Origin of the sequence: Sphingobacterium litopenaei, from assembly GCF_014692495.1 — a bacterium.
GTDB lineage: Bacteria > Bacteroidota > Bacteroidia > Sphingobacteriales > Sphingobacteriaceae > Sphingobacterium > Sphingobacterium litopenaei.
This window is the reverse complement of the sequence record NZ_JACOIJ010000007.1, coordinates 103,430-120,806: the sequence shown is the minus strand read 5'-3', so window position 1 is coordinate 120,806 and position 17,377 is coordinate 103,430. Positions and strand designations below refer to the sequence as shown.

Annotated in this window: 14 protein-coding genes; 5 read left to right on the top strand and 9 right to left on the bottom strand. The window is 36.5% G+C overall.

Annotated features, from left to right (window positions below):
* The 4 genes from H8B04_RS05865 to thrA form a co-directional block, all read right to left on the bottom strand.
* On the bottom strand, positions 1-3,132 hold the full coding sequence (locus tag H8B04_RS05865) for a SusC/RagA family TonB-linked outer membrane protein (RefSeq protein ID WP_190301737.1): 3,132 nt from the start codon (positions 3,130-3,132) through the stop codon (positions 1-3).
* A 133-nt stretch (positions 3,133-3,265) separates the two neighbouring features.
* Complete coding sequence (gene thrC, locus H8B04_RS05860; RefSeq protein ID WP_190301736.1) at positions 3,266-4,573, bottom strand: threonine synthase; 1,308 nt, start codon at positions 4,571-4,573, stop codon at positions 3,266-3,268.
* Between the two features lie 6 nt (positions 4,574-4,579).
* A complete protein-coding gene (locus H8B04_RS05855; protein ID WP_190301750.1) occupies positions 4,580-5,578 on the bottom strand; it encodes a homoserine kinase in 999 nt (332 codons plus the stop codon).
* Between the two features lie 24 nt (positions 5,579-5,602).
* Positions 5,603-8,053, bottom strand: coding sequence for a bifunctional aspartate kinase/homoserine dehydrogenase I (gene thrA / locus H8B04_RS05850; RefSeq protein ID WP_165291699.1), 2,451 nt, complete (start codon positions 8,051-8,053; stop codon positions 5,603-5,605).
* 457 nt (positions 8,054-8,510) lie between these two features.
* On the opposite strand from thrA, the gene H8B04_RS05845 reads away from it, so the two are divergent.
* A complete protein-coding gene (locus H8B04_RS05845) occupies positions 8,511-9,077 on the top strand; it encodes a C40 family peptidase (protein ID WP_165291700.1) in 567 nt (188 codons plus the stop codon).
* An 87-nt stretch (positions 9,078-9,164) separates the two neighbouring features.
* Positions 9,165-9,680: a phosphoribosyltransferase family protein gene (locus H8B04_RS05840; protein WP_190301735.1), complete on the top strand. Its 516-nt coding sequence runs from the start codon at positions 9,165-9,167 to the stop codon at positions 9,678-9,680.
* A 29-nt stretch (positions 9,681-9,709) separates the two neighbouring features.
* Here H8B04_RS05840 and H8B04_RS05835 read toward each other — a convergent pair whose 3' ends face one another.
* The 5 genes from H8B04_RS05835 to H8B04_RS05815 form a co-directional block, all read right to left on the bottom strand.
* The gene (locus H8B04_RS05835; RefSeq protein WP_165291702.1) at positions 9,710-11,146 is read right to left on the bottom strand and encodes a LysM peptidoglycan-binding domain-containing protein; all 1,437 of its coding nucleotides are present in this window, start codon (positions 11,144-11,146) and stop codon (positions 9,710-9,712) included.
* Positions 11,147-11,246: 100 nt separating this feature from the next.
* On the bottom strand, positions 11,247-11,438 hold the full coding sequence (locus H8B04_RS05830; RefSeq protein ID WP_165291703.1) for a twin-arginine translocase TatA/TatE family subunit: 192 nt from the start codon (positions 11,436-11,438) through the stop codon (positions 11,247-11,249).
* Between the two features lie 75 nt (positions 11,439-11,513).
* Positions 11,514-12,779, bottom strand: coding sequence for a murein hydrolase activator EnvC family protein (locus tag H8B04_RS05825; protein WP_165291704.1), 1,266 nt, complete (start codon positions 12,777-12,779; stop codon positions 11,514-11,516).
* A 93-nt stretch (positions 12,780-12,872) separates the two neighbouring features.
* Positions 12,873-13,652, bottom strand: a complete 780-nt coding sequence (locus H8B04_RS05820; RefSeq protein WP_165291705.1) for a DUF4292 domain-containing protein — start codon at positions 13,650-13,652, stop codon at positions 12,873-12,875.
* Positions 13,642-15,354: a tetratricopeptide repeat protein gene (locus H8B04_RS05815; protein WP_190301734.1), complete on the bottom strand. Its 1,713-nt coding sequence runs from the start codon at positions 15,352-15,354 to the stop codon at positions 13,642-13,644. The genes H8B04_RS05820 and H8B04_RS05815 overlap by 11 nt, the downstream gene beginning before the upstream one ends.
* A gap of 228 nt (positions 15,355-15,582) precedes the next feature.
* On the opposite strand from H8B04_RS05815, the gene rplM reads away from it, so the two are divergent.
* The 3 genes from rplM to rpsB are packed head-to-tail and all read left to right on the top strand — an operon-like array spanning position 15,583 to position 17,246.
* Positions 15,583-16,026 (top strand): 50S ribosomal protein L13, encoded by a 444-nt coding sequence (rplM, locus tag H8B04_RS05810; protein ID WP_132777065.1) that lies wholly within the window; start codon positions 15,583-15,585, stop codon positions 16,024-16,026.
* A gap of 11 nt (positions 16,027-16,037) precedes the next feature.
* Positions 16,038-16,424, top strand: a complete 387-nt coding sequence (gene rpsI, locus H8B04_RS05805; protein WP_165291707.1) for a 30S ribosomal protein S9 — start codon at positions 16,038-16,040, stop codon at positions 16,422-16,424.
* An 18-nt stretch (positions 16,425-16,442) separates the two neighbouring features.
* Complete coding sequence (gene rpsB, locus H8B04_RS05800; protein ID WP_165291708.1) at positions 16,443-17,246, top strand: 30S ribosomal protein S2; 804 nt, start codon at positions 16,443-16,445, stop codon at positions 17,244-17,246.
* The last annotated feature ends 131 nt before the right edge of the window (positions 17,247-17,377 follow it).

The window sequence follows — 17,377 nt, the reverse complement described above, 5'->3', positions numbered from 1 at the left end:
TTAGAAGTTAACATTAATACCAATCGTATACTTACGTGCATTTGGATATTCAAAACGTCCATATTGACGATTGTTTTCAGGATCCAAACCGCGCCAATTAGTCAATGTGAATAAATTCTCTCCTTGTGCAAATATGGCTGCTGATCTAAATACAGTTTGTCTAAATACTGTCCCTGGTATAGTGTAATTCAATTTCAAATTACGTAAACGCATAAATGCTGCATCCTGAATATCCTTGGAAGTAAAATTCCTTGGAATATCTATACGCTGTAGTGTGGCTATATCTCCTGGCTTCTTCCATCTATCATAAAGCATTCGTTTGCTCTGATTGCTGGTCATATAGGCCTGATTTTCATTGTAAAAATCAATATTATTCCATCGTTGCACATCAGACACGAATGATAGCAAACCACTAAGTGTTAAATTTTTCCAATTGAAAGATGTAGATATACCTCCAGTAAGTTTAGGATAGAGACTCGCGTTTAATGGCACCGCCTGCTCTTCCTCATTATATACTGTTAAAATAGAGCCATCTCGATTGTAATACTGCGCTTCTCCAGTTTCAGGATTCACACCAGCCCATTGTGGAGCATAATACGTTCCGTAAGGTAATCCGACTTTTATAATACGCGTATCACCATCAGGCAATTCGTCCGTAATATCAGTTACGCGTAAGATTTGATTGTTATTATATCCACCATTAACACCTACAGTCCATGTGAATTCCTCTTTTTTGATAATGTCAGCTGAGATTTTTAATTCAACACCACGATTTCTCATTTTACCCGTACTCAATAATGCAGACGACGCACCAGAGGTTGCTGATAATGGTTGATCGATAAACATATTTTTTGTAATACGATTGTACCAGTCAAATTCAATATTTATTCTTCTACTTTCGAATAATGACAAATCAAATCCAGTATTGAATTCATCCACATATTCCCAATCGAAGTCTGGATTACCAATATTATTCGGACGAATACCTTGCTGACCACCATAACTTGTAGTTACGCCGTAAGTAGGCAAGTACGCAAAACTACTTCCAAATGGACTTGCTGTTTGCCCGAAACTTGCTCTGATTCTTAAATCTGAAATGAGGCTTGACGATTGAAGGAATTCTTCACGCTTTACATCCCACATTGCTCCCAATGAATAGAAACCATGCCAGCGATTTTTGTCTGGGACAGATGAAAGCGAAGCTCCGTCATAGCGGTAACTACCTGTAAAAGTATACTTATTGGCATAGGTATAACGCGCAGCGCCAATGTAAGACATTAAAGCACTTGCACTACGACTTCCACTTAATGTTGGTAGGAATGTTGTACTTACGGTGATAGCAGCTGGTGTTTCAGGGAGTCTATCATCTAGTCCAAAACCGCGGTAGCTAAATGCTCTATAGTTGTCAAAAAGATATTCGAAGAATCCCGAAAGTTCAAAATCATGAGCTTCGATTTCTTTTTTGTAAGTCAACCCAGATGTAGATACAAAATTAAAATTACGTCTATATCCTTCTCCGAAAGCTCCTTTCTGTCCAGATTGACGACTACCTATATAGGATGACGGATTGATATATACCTGATCTGCTGAATTTCTCAAATCAAGACCAGCACGAGTACTTATTTTCAAACTGGGTGTAATAGCATAAGCCATGTTAAAACCTATAATGGCTTTAATTTGTTGAGTTTTATCAGACGTACCAAACAAAACGTCTAATCCTCGACTTCCTTCCCGCGAATCCAAGAAAGTAATTTCTTCATTAGTCGCATGAAATGCCCCATCTGCAGTATAAGGATACTCATAAGGTAGACCATAATAGACAGAAGCCATTGGCGTTCCAACGCTTGTTCCGCCCTCATTATACGTAAATCTAGAGTTAGAATATCCCAAGTTCAAGTTGAATGCCGCTGAGAACTTTCCGTAATTCATATTCGTATTGCTACGCAAAGTATAACGATCCATACCCGTTTCACGGACAATACCCTCCTCTTTCCAATAACTCAACGCATTGTAGGTTTGCACATTTTCATTTCCACCACTTAAGTTTACTTGTTGCTCCATGAAATTGGCATTTTGAAAAAATAAATCTCGCCAATCTGTATTCACATTGCGTAAACTATCCAATGTCCTATCCGCATTTTGTTGCCAGCTCGCTGACTGCGTATTATAATATGGATTTCGTGAAGAAAATCTCCATCCTGGACCTATATCTTTTCCAGTTTCTAATCCAACCTCTTCTTCGAATCTAAGACGTTCACGACCATCCATCATCTCAAAATTAGGACGTGTAAGCTTTGATGTTCCGTATTGAGAGCTATAATTTATCGCTAGACGACCTTGCTTACCTTTTTTGGTCGTAATAATAATAACACCATTTGATCCTCTAGAACCATATAAGGCTTTTGCAGAGGCATCCTTTAATACGTTCACGGATTCTATATCTTGCGGATTAATGGTTTGAAAATAACCTCCCTCAATAGGAACGCCATCCATAATATATAATGGTGTCGTAGAACCACTAATAGAACCTATTCCACGAATAACCACAGCAGCACTTTGACCTGGTTGTCCTGAACTTGAAATAACACTCATTCCTGCTACCTTTCCCTGAAGTATCTGATCTAAAGAACTCATTGGAACTTGATTAATATCATCAGCCTTAACGAGTGATGCTGCACTTGGGCTTTTACCTTTTGAATAATCAGTATACCCCGTTATTGTCACTTCTTCAATTAAATTATCTATAGATTGTAATATAATTTGAAGATTGGTATTGTTTGACACCTTTATTATTTTAGGCTCATAAGATAAATGTGAGATAATAAGTTCGTCGCCAATTGCAGCGTTTATACTGAATTCCCCGAGTACAGATGTTAAAGTCTTGCCACTTTTACCTTTTACTTCAATAGAAACACCAGCAATTACATTACCATGAACATCTAATACAACCCCTTTTACTACTAGTTGCTGTTGAGAAATATGATATTTAGATAAGTTTGATAAGGGTGAATTGGTTTGGTTAGCATGAACATTCAAAGTAGACATCAAAAACAGTCCACACATTGAAAGTCCTAATGGAACTTCTCCTAGAATGGGCTTAAACCCACTCCTAATAAAAAAAATACTCTTCATAAGATTAAGTTGGTAGTGTTTACTTTGCTAATCTAGTATTTTTATTAAAAATATTATAAATTAAATCTTACTCTATAATAAAAACGCCCCTTTTGTTTCAAAAGGGGCGTTTATAAATTAAATATTTTAATTTTTATTTATTCTTCAATAAATATTCTTTAAAATCTTCGTAGCTAACTGCTAAAGGATCTGCTAATTTTGGCTTTCCTGCCAATTCTTCAGCTCCTGCTGGATAAGTAACTTTTTCAAAAATATCTGCATCAATGCCATCAGGGAATTTGCATGGATGTGCTGTTGATAAAAATACCGAAGCATATTCTCCTGGATTTTCAGCTTTGTATGCTTGAGCTGCTAAATACGCAATTGCTGTGTGTGGGCATGCTACATAATTGTATTTCTCGAACAATTCACGCATAGCAACCTGAGTTTCTTCATCTGTATATGTAAATGAAGAAATAATGCTACGCAATTTGTCTAATTCATTATCAAATAAATCTTGAATACGTACCCAATTGCTTGGATTTCCTACATCCATTGCATTTGCTAAAGTCTGAACAGAAGGTTTTGGTTCGTAAGCTCCCGACTGTAAGAAGCGAGGAACAGTATCATTGACATTCGTTCCTGCGACAAAATGTTTTACAGGCAAGCCCATTTTGTAGGCTAATAAACCAGCCCCGATATTACCAAAGTTTCCGCTAGGAACAGTAAACACAACTTCGTTGACACCTTGTGCTTTTAACTGTGCATATGCCCAAAAGTAATAGAAAGTCTGAGGAATCAAACGAGCAATATTGATAGAATTAGCTGAAGTCAATCGCAATTCAGCATTCAACGAGGCATCGTTAAAAGCTTGCTTTACCAAAGCTTGACAGTCATCAAAAGTTCCATCCACCTCTAACGCACGGATATTTTGACCATTAGTTGTCAATTGCTCTTCTTGTACTTTAGAGACCTTTCCTTTGGGATACAAAATCGTCACGCGAGTGCCTTCCACGCCTAAGAAACCTAAAGCAACCGCACCACCTGTATCACCCGAAGTAGCAACCAACACATCCAACAATTTATCACCTTGTTTGGAGAAATAACCCATCACACGGCTCATAAAACGCGCTCCAAAATCTTTGAATGCATAAGAAGGTCCGTGAAATAATTCCAAAACTCCAGTCTCAGCATCTAAGAATTTCACAGGGGCATCAAAATTGATGGCATCTTCGACGATTTTCTTTAAATCTTCTTTCGGTATATCATCGCCAATCAAAGCAGAAGCTACTGTCAACGCAATTTCTTGCAAAGAATATTGCTGAATATTTTTGATAAATAAGGGATCTAAATTTGGGATAACCTCTGGCATATATAAGCCTTTGTCCTGAGGCAAGGAATTGAATACCGCATCCTGAAAAGATACACGTAAATCTTTATTATTTGTACTATATAGTTTCATAATTTGTTAGTCATTAAAGGATAATACTTTTGGACCTTCTACATTGACAGCCGAAACATATTTAAAGCTTTCGATGCCATTTGCAGAAAGATGATCTTGGATTTTCGTAGTTACCAATTCCGCTACTTCTGGCCCTTTCGAAACCGCTACAACCGATGGTCCTGAACCCGAAATACCAAAACTCAAGGCGCCATGTGCTAAAGCTATTTCTTTCATTGCATAAAATTCCGGAATCAAAATAGCGCGAGAAGGTTCAATAATAACGTCCTGCATACTTCTGCTGATTAAATCATAATCTTCTTGAAATAAACCAGCTACCAAACCGGCAATATTTCCCCATTGGGTTACCGCATCTTTCAAAAGAACTTTCTCCTTAATCAACTGACGCGCATCACGTGTAGGCACATCTACTTGTGGAAAGACAATACCAGCATAGAGTTCCTTAGGAACAGGAATTTTTACAATATCCAAATCCGCACCGCCACGAACTAATGTAATACCTCCCATCAAAGCAGGAGCTACATTGTCAGCATGTCCATGCCCACAAGCCAATCGTTCCCCTTCCACACAGTATGGCATTAACTCATCCTTAGTCAGTGGATTGTTAAGCAAAGCATTTATTGCAAACAAACCCGCCACCGTACTCGCTGAACTCGAACCTAATCCCGAACCAATGGGCATATGCTTGATTAATTCAATTTCTACCCCTATATCCTGCAAAATACCCAAATCATTCAATAGCATTTTCACGCAAGCGCTTACCGTATTTCGATCAGCACCAAGCGGCAATCTGCCTCCGTCCCCAACTATGGAACGAATACGAACACCAGGTTCGGCGACACGGTACATTTTAACTTCGTCACCAGGTTCATCAACCGCAAACCCTAATATATCGAAGCCGCATATCATATTAGCTACTGTTGCAGGTGCAAATACGCGAACCTTATCTAAGATTGTATTAAAATCTATCTTTTTGTCCTTTAAATTATGTTGATAAACAGGCATATTATCTGTTTTAGTTCTTTCCACTTATTTTGCTCCTACGTTTACCAAATCAGCAAACACACCTCCTGCGGTTACTTCCGCACCAGCTCCAGGACCTTTTACTACTAATGGGCGTTCTTTATAGCGTTCTGTTGTGAATGAGATAATATTATCACTTCCCGACAACGCATAGAATGGATGTGTCTCATCTACCATTTGCATAGAGATAGAAACTTTTCCATCCTCCAATTTACCAATGTAACGAATTACTTTATTTTCTGAAGCTGCTTTATCTTTTAGGTCATTGAAATATTGGTCAGCTTTTAACAATTCCGTATAGAATTCATCTACTGAAGCGGCCTGCAAACATGATTCTGGTAAGATAGCACCCAAATCAACATCAGAAGCTTCAATCACATGCCCTGCATCACGAGCTAAGATAAGCATCTTACGCATAAAATCTACACCTCCCAAATCATCGCGAGGATCTGGTTCTGTATAGCCTAAAGCTTGTGCATTTTTTACTACATCATAGAAAGAAGCATCTCCTACGAAATTGTTAAAGATATAAGAAATCGTACCAGAAAGGATAGCTTCTATTTTTATGATTCTGTCACCACTCAACATCAAATCTTTCAATACACGTACTATTGGTAAACCTGCTCCAACATTAGTTTCGTAGAAGAAATCTACACCGTGTTTACGTGCTGTGTCGCGCAACAATTTATAGTTAGCATATTCACCCGAATTGGCAATTTTATTACAAGTGACAATAGAAATATTAGATTTGAAAATATCCACATAATAGGTAGCAGGTAATTTGCTGGCTGTATTATCTATGAAGACTGCATTTGGCAAGTTCATGTTTTTCATGATCTCAACAAAGCTAGACAAATCCGCCACCTGACCTTTGCTATCCAATGCTTGAGCCCAAGAATCCAAATCAATTCCATTGGCATCAAAATACATTTTACGGGAATTAGCAACACCAACAACTTTGATTTCTAAATCATTTTTCTCTGATAAGAAATCATGCTGCTCAGCCAGCTGTCTAAATAAAGTAGAGCCGATATTACCAGTACCCAAGTTAAATACGTGCAGCGTTTTTTTCAATTCTGCAAAGAAAGCATCATGAACTGCATTCAAGGCTTTAGCCAAATCATCTTTTGAGATAATTACGGAGATGTTGAATTCAGAAGAACCTTGTGCTATTGCGCGTACATTAATACCATTACGTCCTAACGCAGCGAACAAACGTCCTGACATACCAGGTGTACGTTTCATATTTTCACCTACGATTGCCAATACCGAAAGATTCGTTTCTACTTCTGGCATTACCAATTTATTGGCTTCCAATTCCAATTCGAATTCCGAAGAAATCAACTTCAGTGCTCTTTCTGCATCGCTAGGATTTACTGCAAACGTAATACTATGTTCGGATGAAGACTGCGTTATTAACACCACATTGATCTGCTCGCGAGCTAATAAAGTAAATAAACGGCCTGAAAATCCTGATTTGCCAATCATTCCAGAACCTGAAAGATTGATGATAGAAATATCAGAGATGGACGAAATACCTTTAATTGGATATTGTGTACAATCTGATTCGAACTGAATAATCGTACCTGGAAATTCTGGTTCAAAAGTATTGCGAATCGCAATAGGAATACGTTTCAAAAATGCCGGGATCATCGTCGGTGGGTAGATTACTTTCGCGCCGAAATAGGACAATTCCATCGCCTCTGTATAAGATAATACAGGCAGAGAGAATGCTTTTTTCACTATCCGTGGATCCGCCGTCAACATACCATTTACATCGGTCCATATCTCGATTACCGAAGCATTCAATACCGATCCAAAAATTGCAGCAGTATAATCCGAACCTCCACGGCCTAAGGTAGTCACACGACCAGCTTCATTTGATCCAATGAAACCCGTCACAAACATCAATTTATCTGCATGCGAATGATTCAAAGAATTGATCAACGAATTGGTTAATTCTTCATTCAAATGCGCATTTCCAAAATTTGAATCTGTTTTCACATAATGTGATGCATCTACGTATATAGCTTCGGGAATGTATTGTTCCATGATTTTAGAAACCATATAGTTGGAGAAGCGCTCACCAAATGAAATAATCAAATCTTTACTTTGCAAGCTTAACTCCTTCAACGCATAAACACCTTGCAAAATTTCTTCTAACTCATTAAGCATCAACTTCAGTTTGGTGAAAACTGGATTTTGATACTTAATTGCAATAAGTTGTTTTACAACTTCGAAGTGCTTTTCCTCTAACAATTTAATGTCTTCGGTGAAAGATTTGCGGTCAGCAGCATTTTCAGCCATTTTTGTCAATAAGTTGGTCACTCCAGACATTGCTGATAATACCACCAAAGGCTTTTCTCCCTTTTCATAAGAAGACTTTACAATCTCTAATACAGATTTGATACTTTCTACTGTTCCTACAGATGTTCCGCCAAATTTTAGAACTTTCATTGGGTTTATTTAATATATGTTTAGTTTGTCATAATAGTCTACCAACAAAAAAAGCCCTCCTCTCTTTCGGAGGAAGGCTTCTTTATATTTACACTCAATTGTACACACAAGTTACTTCCTCCGAGAATATCCCCCCGTAGTAATAATAATTGTTGAAATAATTGAGTTATTAATTTTCATATTTTTTAAATCTGCGTCTAAGATAGAATTATTTTGACATTAAAATCAAATTTATTTTAAAAAAATCACAAAAACCGCTGTTACAATCGATAGAAGCGCATCTATCTTTGCGTATTTATACTCTATACCAGGTACTTATATCTTAAAAAGTGTTAAGAAACTGTTAAAAATACTTTAATTTGTTTGGATAGTACGCACGTATCTATTATCTTCGTATTATCTGCTCCCTGGAAAAGAGTAGATCGAAGGAAAGTTGTAAATAAAAAAAAGCGATTTAATGAACACAAAAAAACTAATAGCGTCAATGCTATTTATAGGCTTTTGTCTAGTGTCGCAAGCACAAACTACCAAAAAGAACAATGAGCAAGATAACCTTGCTAAAGAGTATTTCTCGCAAATCATGGGCGTAGCGGTAAATGCTACAACTAATACAAAACTTTATCAATTTGTATATGATTGGTTAGGCACACCTTACAGATTAGGTGGTGACTCTAAAAGAGGAATTGACTGTTCTAAATTCTCCCTTGCAGTTTACGAAAATGTATTTAATACAACCATTGGTTTTAACAGCAGAAATCAATATGCTAACGTAACACCTGTTAGCCGTAAAGATTTACAAGCAGGAGATTTGGTATTTTTCAAAATCAGAAGCAAAAACATTACACACGTAGGTGTATATCTTGGTGATGATAAATTTGCGCACGCCTCTTCAAGTAAAGGCGTAATGGTAAGTAATCTTAACGAAGCGTATTGGAAACGTTATTATTATAATGGCGGACGCCCAAAACCAGAAGATTCGCACACTATGACTGCTGATGCGTCATCTTTTAAAGAAGATAAATAATTAGCAAAAATTAACTATATTAGAAAGTCCGAATGATACTACGCATTCGGACTTTTTATTTATTTTTGTTCCATCAGATTTGAATTTATGTCAACAAAAAGAACCCTTATACTTAATAAAGAACAAATACTTCAAAAGTCAAAGCGTATTGCTTATCAAATCTTAGAAGATAATTTCGACGAAAGTCATATTGTATTGGTCGGTATTGCAGATAGAGGATATGTATTTGCTCAACGCCTACAAAAAATCCTACAAGGCTTCGCTCCAGACAAAGAGATTGAATTGGTAAAAGTCTCAATTAATAAAGTAAAAAGATCATTAGAAGCTTCCACAGACTTACCTATTGAAACCGCTAAAGACAAGGCTGTAATTGTCGTAGACGATGTATTGAATAGCGGAAGAACGTTAGCTTATGCTTTGGGCGCTTTCATAAATGTACCATTAAAGAAAATGCGCACTGCAGTATTGATTGATCGCAGTCACCCACAATTCCCTGTACACAGCACTTTCTATGGTCAGAAGCTTTCGACTATTTTGAAAGAAAATGTAGAAGTGTATTTAGAAGAATTCGATAAACAAGAAGATGCTGCATGGTTAGCATAATAAATTAAGAAAGGGTTAATCAACAACGATTAACCCTTTCTTATTTTTAGCTTCATTCCTGGTTTAATTACCGAATTTTTCAAAGCATTATCTTCTTTTATCTTAGAGACTGTACTCCCTTCAAATTTTCTAGCTATGCGATCCAAAGAATCACCTTTTTGCACCACATAATAGGCAGTACGTGATTTTTCCGTTTTCACTATGCTTTTAGATACATTCTTCGCTAAAGTAGAATTAATGGGTTGAGCGACTACCAAAGAGCGACCAACAACCAAACTGTTGTTTTTTAAACCATTCCACGCCTTTAAATTCTGGACAGTTACACCAAATTTCTTGGACAAACTTGACAATGTTTCACCTTTACGTACTTTGTACTTTTGAGAAACATTAGCTAATTGCATTTCAGGTTCCTCTTTGATTGCCAATTGAATAGAAGATGGCGCATGTAATGCTACATACAATAAACTATCATTCAGTTGAGGAGTAACTGGAATAAACAAACGTTTTGGCTTATCTACTGTACCATTAATGACATCTTTTTTATATGCTGGATTGTAATGTTTAATATGGGAAACTTCCACATTAACAGCTTCTGCAATATGTCGCATATTTACAGCTTTATCCACCATAACCACCCTAGTTTCAAAATCCAATTCCGTCTTCGCTGGCTCAATACCCAAAGTTGACGCATTACTCAGTACATAGGTCATTGCTACATATTTTGGGATATAGTTTTGGGTTTCTTTTGGTAAATAAGGTGACAATTCCCAAAATGTAGGATTTGTCATACCCGAACGTTGAATAGCGCGTTGCACACAGCCACGACCGCAGTTATAGGATGCTAATGCCAATAACCAATCATTGAATTGATTGTAGGATTCTTTCAAATATTTGGAAACAGCATAAGTAGCGGAATAAATATCCTTACGTTCATCTATATGCGAATTCATATCCAGATCATAAATGCGCGCCGTGGTATAAATGAACTGCCACGGCCCTACAGCCCCTGCAGACGAAACCAAATGAGGGTTCAATGAAGACTCCACTAAAGATAAATACTTCACTTCTTCAGGAATACCCATCTCGCCTAATATCTGATCATAGACCTTAAAATAGTGCTTGCTTAAACCAAGCATACGATTCATATAAGGTCTATAATTCGAAGACACGTATTTGTCAATAAAGAATTTTACTTGAGAATTGTAATCTAAGGGAATAGTCTTTACAGAAGCTTTCATGCGACGTAATGTATTTGCATCCTCTATGGATACATCCACTTTGACATCTACATTTTTCTTAATAGAATCTAATTCAACTAATAAGGCTTTATGCTCATCCATCGAGGTCGCAAAAGTTGTTTGATTATAATAATCGTCTCCGATAAGATCCTTGTAAGCGGTTTGAGCTTTAGTTATGTGTACACTGATTATGGTAGTTAATAATACGGTGTATAATGATTTTTTCATATTGTGCTAGTTTTTGGATACTAGTTGGCAATATTTAGCCAATATTGGCAAAAACACAAAGATTACATTTTTCTCGAAATGTAATCTTTGCTATTATTTTTTATTGATTATTTGTTTTTTCGTTTGTTTTGTCAGCTGGATCTTCGCGTTGTCCATCCTTAAATTCTTTCACACCTCTACCAAGACCGCGCATTAGTTCAGGAATTTTTTTACCCCCAAATAATAAAAGAACTAAAATCACGATAATGATGATTTCTTGTGTTCCTATGAATAATAAATTAGATGTATACATTTTATGTTCTTTCTTTAATTACTTATCAAATCTCTATTTTACAAATATATAGAATTAATTGTTATCCTAATGTAACTATCTTGCTAACCAAGGTGCTGGGTTAAAATCGTTAGCTCCTTGTGAAATACCGAAACTTACAATCGGTACACCGCTCTCTAAATCACGTCCTGCGGTACCAATAGTCTGACCACGACTTACCTTCTGACCACGTCTTACCGAGACAGAGCCTAAATTTGAATAGAATGTAAAATACTCCCCGTGTTTAATAACAATAACTTCTGGTAATGATGTAATAACCTCTCCGTCAAATACAGCTTTCACCGCTGCACCTTCGGTAGTCCTTATGGTAATATCAGGCTCTGATGTTGTTACGCCTTCGTTTGAAGACAAACCGTAATTACGGATAATAGTTCCTTGAGCAACCGGCCACGGTAGACGTCCTCTATTTGATTTGAAATCGGCAGACAAACGTGCAGCTTCTGGTGTAGAGCGTAGAATCTCACTATCCGTTTTCTTAGGTGTTGCTTTTTCTACTTCAGCCACTGATTTACCAGTACGTTTAGCTTCAGCTTCCGCAAGGCGTTTACGCTCTGCCTCTTCTCTACGTCTTTGTTCAGCTATTTCTCTATTGATTGCAGCACGTATCATAGCTTCCATCTTTTTCTTCTCTTGCTGCTTTTTAGTCAATTGACTTTTGAATGAACGCTCTTGCTTCACAATGCTATTCAGCTGCGATTGATGCTGTGAGCGGTCTTTACGAATGATATCCCTTTCTTTTTGTTGATCCGCCAATAGAACACGTTGAGTATTTCTATCCGCTTCCATCTGCGCAATCTTCAGCTCAATATCTTTCTTCACTTTTTCGATCTCGGCAGCTTTGGTTTTACGCGCGTCGGAGAACTGTTGCAAATATTTAATACGTTTGAAAGCTTGGTTGAAATCCTTAGAAGCAAAAATGAACATCATTTTGTTGTATCCATTTTTGTTACGAAAAGCGAACATGATCATTTTTTCATAATCTTTACGCATTTTCTCCAATTCGGCTTTTAGTTCATTTACAGACTTAGTATTTTGATTAATTTGATAAGTCAGACTATTAACCGTTCTGCTGATTACCGTAATTTTTTCTTCCCTCAGGTTTAACTGTTTGCTTAAAGCTGTCACTTCTTTCTGTGACAATAGTTTTTCCTTAGTCTTAGCCAATAATTCTTTGTTCAAACTAGCAATTTCGGAATTGATTTTTTCTAATTGCTTCTTTAATTGCGCACTGCTTTGACCAAATGACAGTTGGCTACAAAAGAAAATAAAAAATATGCTTAATAGTATTTGTCTAAAATTCATGAAAATGAGCTCAGCTTTCTCGTATTTGTACAACTTCCAAAAATAGTGATATCTAACTGACTTGCCTAATAAAAAGATTTATTTAACACGTCATTAATCCAAAACTTTATATTTAGCAGGTACCGTAAAAGGCATTTCCAATTCTTGATTAAAATCAATTTTATTGTAATTCAACACAGCAGTAACATTAATATTCGAAGTATTAAGTTTTATATTTTGATTTTGCGGAAAATTATAACCTGTTACGTCATTGAAAGAACTGTAATAAGCTTCTAAACTATTGCTACTTCCTACAGGCGTCAGGCGAATTACTTTCGGACGATATTTGTTATTCAAGCTGTATTGAAATGAAACATCATCTCTCACGCCTACGATCTGCACATCTTCCGTCGCCTGAGCAACGGTCAATTTATCTGTGCGCAACAAATCCGAAGACACATTTGCAATAAGCAAATCTTGTAAAACCCCAAAAGTCACACCAGCACCAGTATAGCGATGAATATAATTGAAAGGTTTCGCAATGTATTCACCTTGTAATTTATTCATAATCTTAACACTGTCAGGTGTTATTAGAACGCGTACTCCTTCCACATTCAAAAATGTAGCTGTCACGGAAATCCATATTGCTTTATTACGCTGAATACGCACATGCATCGTGACATCCTGATTTTCATCGCCTAATTCTACCCTTGCTTTAGCTCTTCCCGAGAAGCTATGATAATCCAAATTATTGATGAGATAATCTGCATTTTTATCAGAAGAGTTAACTGTATTTACCGCTGTATCAGAAGGCAATTTAGCTGTCTGTTTGCGTGTCCCACAACTAGTCAAAATCGCCAATCCCAATGTTATAGTTAATATTTTATTCCACATATTTTTTCTCTTTTATCTTTTGTTGAATCTTCGCAAAACTTCCTTTTGATTCGGATTTAATCTCTATATCTAATGCTTTTTGCCATTGTACAAGAGCATCCTTTTCACGATTCAACTTACTCAAAATATCACCATAATGTTCTAACAATACAGCAGATGTTTTATTTAATTTTACCGCTTCTTCTATCCATTTCAACGCTTCTTGGTATTCTCCTTGTTGGAATAAAACCCAAGCATAGGTATCCATATATGTTGCAGAATTAGGTTCAATTTCAATTGATCTTTTAGAAAAATCAGCAGCTTTTTCCAAATCCTTTTTGCGTACCGCCAAATAATAAGCATAATTATTCAAAGCCGACACGTTCAGACTATCTAAAGCTATAGCTTCATCGTACGCTGCATCAGACATGTTTTCCATTTTTAATTCATGGTATAAATCACCTAATGAGCCATAAATCAATGAGCGCAAATAATTATTTTCATTTTCAGAATAGTTTAAAGCTGTTTCGAGCATACCCTTACTCGACTCGTAATCTTGCTTTCCAGCAAATCCTAAACTGGTGAAATACAATAATTGAGGATTATTAGGATTATATTTTAAACCTTCTAAGCCATGTTTGATTGCTTCATCTGCCTGTCCTAATCCTAAATCTGTATTGATGACTAATCGCCAAGCATTGATATAACGTGGATTAGAAGAAACTACATTTAAAAACACCGATCTCGCTTCAGCAGCATTTCCACCTTTCCAAAGCAACTCACCTTTCAAAATCTGTCCTTCTAATATATCGGGATGACGCGCTACTAATGAATTAGCTAAGAGTTGCATCTTGTCATCAGACAATATTTGCTCTTCATTCATCAGTCCCATTATAAACTTATATTTATCCCAAAAAACAACTTCAGAAGCATCGAAAGCTATCTTTAAAGCTGTATACATAGGCTCTGTCTTCCCCATGTTTTTATAAGTGTCCGCCAAGTCCAGATAAAGGCTTTTATCATTAGTACGTTTGATTCCGCGTTCGATAACCGCTAATGCTTCTTTAGGTTTATTTTCATTAGCATGTATATAACCTAAATAACCGTACACATCAGGAATCATTGTCTTACCATCTAACTTTGTTAATATTTTCTTAGCAGAAGTAAAGTCTTTCGAATTAATATATACTTCCGACATGACCAAATGCAAAGTATCTGAGGGATTCGCTGAGGTTAATTTCCCATATAATTTCTGTGCTTGATCCAATTGTTTATTTTCCGCATATAAAATCAACAATTCACGGTTCAAACCTTCGTGTTCAGGATATTTCACTTTTAAGTCTTGAAGTAATTCAATTCCTTTAGCCAGATCTTTTTTTGATTTATATAACTCTAAAAGATGATTTGCGTAAAACATATGTTTACTTTTATCATACGCTAATGCCGCATTTTGCACCGCTTCATCATAGTTTCCCCTCTGCCCAAGAATCAAAGATTTTGCATAATAAATATCAGCTACCTCAGGATATTTAGCTGTAATATCATCTAATAGTTGTAATCCTTCTTGAAATCTACCTTCTCTTAATTTTGCTTCTACCGCTTTTAATTCTTCACGATATGCTACTTCTGACTCCGTCTGTGCCTGTACTATTAATGTTGTACAAATGCAAACAAGCAGCATCAAGTATTTTCGAAAGCTATATATTAATTGTTTATTCATCATAAAATAATAAAAATTCATCGTGTTCTCGCTAAACATACTAATGTAGCATTCTAGTCTTACAAAAGAGTAAATTCTAAACTATAAGTTTAAATGCTAAAAACTTAAAAAAAGTTAAAAAATATTTTAGTGTAAAGATGTTTTATAATTGAAAATAAAATTATTACCTTTGCAGTCCGATTGTAGTGATTACAATCATTAAAACATTATTAATTAATTAAATAAAAGCAAGTGAATACGTTAAGTTACAAAACTGTCTCTGCCAACAAAAACACCGTTAACAAAGAATGGATCGTTGTTGACGCTGAAGGCGAGATCTTGGGACGCTTGGCAAGCGAAATTGCAAAAGTAATTCGTGGAAAACACAAGCCAACATTTACCCCACACGTAGACTGCGGAGATAACGTGATCGTTATTAATGCAGACAAGGTTAAGTTGACTGGAAACAAATTAGGCGACAAAACATATGTTCGCTATACAGGCTACCCAGGTGGTCAAAGATTTGTATCTCCAAAAGAATTATTGGCTAAACACCCTGAGCGCATCATCGAAAAAGCGGTACGTGGTATGTTACCTAAAAACCGTTTAGGTCGTCAGTTATTCAAAAACCTTTTTGTTTATGCTGGTACTGAGCACAAACACGAAGCGCAAAATCCAAAACCAGTTAAATTTTAAGGAGAACAAACATGTCAACAACTAACACTTCAGGAAGAAGAAAAACTGCTGTTGCTCGTATCTACTTAGGAGCAGGTAGCGGAAACATTACCGTAAACGGTAAAGACTACAAAGAATATTTCCCAACATTGCCATTGCAATACATCGCTACTCAATCATTATTAGTAGCGGAGTCATTAGCAAATTTTGATGTGAAAGTTAACGTTCAAGGTGGTGGAGTTAAAGGTCAAGCAGAAGCTGTGCGTTTAGCAATCGCTAAAGCATTAGTAGAGCTTAACCCAGAAGTAAAACCAGCTTTACGTGCTAAAGGTTTAATGACTCGTGATGACCGTATGGTTGAGCGTAAAAAACCAGGACGTCGTAAAGCACGTAGAAGATTCCAATTCAGTAAACGTTAATCAAAGGAGGAACACAAAATGGCAAGAACTACTTATCAAGATTTATTGGATGCAGGTGTTCACTTCGGTCACCTTACTCGTAAATGGGATCCGAAAATGGCTAAGTACATTTTCATGGAACGCAACGGTATCCACATCATTGACTTGAACAAAACTCTTACGAAATTAGAAGAAGCTGCTTCAGCTATCAAACAAATCGTAAAATCGGGTCGCAAAGTTTTATTCGTAGCTACGAAAAAACAAGCTAAAGAAATCATCGCTCAACAAGCTAAGGCTGTTAACATGCCTTACGTTACTGAACGTTGGTTAGGTGGTATGCTTACAAACTTCGCAACAGTTCGTAAGTCTATCAAAAAAATGTCTAACATTGACAAAATGCAAAAAGATGGTACATTCGATGTATTATCTAAAAAAGAAAAATTGATGATTCAACGTGAGCGCGTTAAGTTAGAAGCACTTTTGGGTGGTATCGCTGACTTAAACCGTTTGCCAGCTGCTTTATTCATCATCGATGTGAAAAAAGAACACATCGCTGTGGCTGAAGCTATCAAATTGAACATCCCTACTTTTGCAATGGTAGATACAAACTCTGATCCTACTAACATCGACTTCCCTATCCCAGCTAATGATGATGCTACTAAATCTATTAGCCTTATCGCTGGTATCATAGGTCAAGCGATCGTAGAAGGTTTAGAGGAGCGTAAACGCGACAAAGAAGAAGATGCGGAAAAAGAAGCTGCTGCTGCTAAAGCTGCAGTAGATAATGGAGATGCTGATGCAACTTCAGGAAAACGCACTCGTAAAGCAAAAGACGTAGAATAATATTCTATATATAAAGCCGGATAGACAAGTGTAGGTTTCTGGAAGTTTGCTTCCTTACCCACGCACGTCTTTCCGGTTTTTTTGTTAAAAAGAACCAAAAAACTTAACAATAGCTCATCGCTTTGTTAATG

Bases quoted from the DNA above. Each gene is read 5' to 3' on its own strand.
- H8B04_RS05855 (WP_190301750.1), bottom strand. From the start codon at position 5,578: ATGCCTGTTTATCAACATAATTTAAAGGACAAAAAGATAGATTTTAAT.
- thrA (WP_165291699.1), bottom strand. From the start codon at position 8,053: ATGAAAGTTCTAAAATTTGGCGGAACATCTGTAGGAACAGTAGAAAGT.
- H8B04_RS05840 (WP_190301735.1), top strand. From the start codon at position 9,165: ATGTCAACAAAAAGAACCCTTATACTTAATAAAGAACAAATACTTCAA.
- H8B04_RS05825 (WP_165291704.1), bottom strand. From the start codon at position 12,779: ATGAATTTTAGACAAATACTATTAAGCATATTTTTTATTTTCTTTTGT.
- H8B04_RS05830 (WP_165291703.1), bottom strand. From the start codon at position 11,438: ATGTATACATCTAATTTATTATTCATAGGAACACAAGAAATCATCATT.
- H8B04_RS05845 (WP_165291700.1), top strand. From the start codon at position 8,511: ATGAACACAAAAAAACTAATAGCGTCAATGCTATTTATAGGCTTTTGT.
- rpsB (WP_165291708.1), top strand. From the start codon at position 16,443: ATGGCAAGAACTACTTATCAAGATTTATTGGATGCAGGTGTTCACTTC.
- H8B04_RS05815 (WP_190301734.1), bottom strand. From the start codon at position 15,354: ATGATGAATAAACAATTAATATATAGCTTTCGAAAATACTTGATGCTG.
- H8B04_RS05865 (WP_190301737.1), bottom strand. From the start codon at position 3,132: ATGAAGAGTATTTTTTTTATTAGGAGTGGGTTTAAGCCCATTCTAGGA.
- H8B04_RS05820 (WP_165291705.1), bottom strand. From the start codon at position 13,652: ATGTGGAATAAAATATTAACTATAACATTGGGATTGGCGATTTTGACT.
- rpsI (WP_165291707.1), top strand. From the start codon at position 16,038: ATGTCAACAACTAACACTTCAGGAAGAAGAAAAACTGCTGTTGCTCGT.
- H8B04_RS05835 (WP_165291702.1), bottom strand. From the start codon at position 11,146: ATGAAAAAATCATTATACACCGTATTATTAACTACCATAATCAGTGTA.
- thrC (WP_190301736.1), bottom strand. From the start codon at position 4,573: ATGAAACTATATAGTACAAATAATAAAGATTTACGTGTATCTTTTCAG.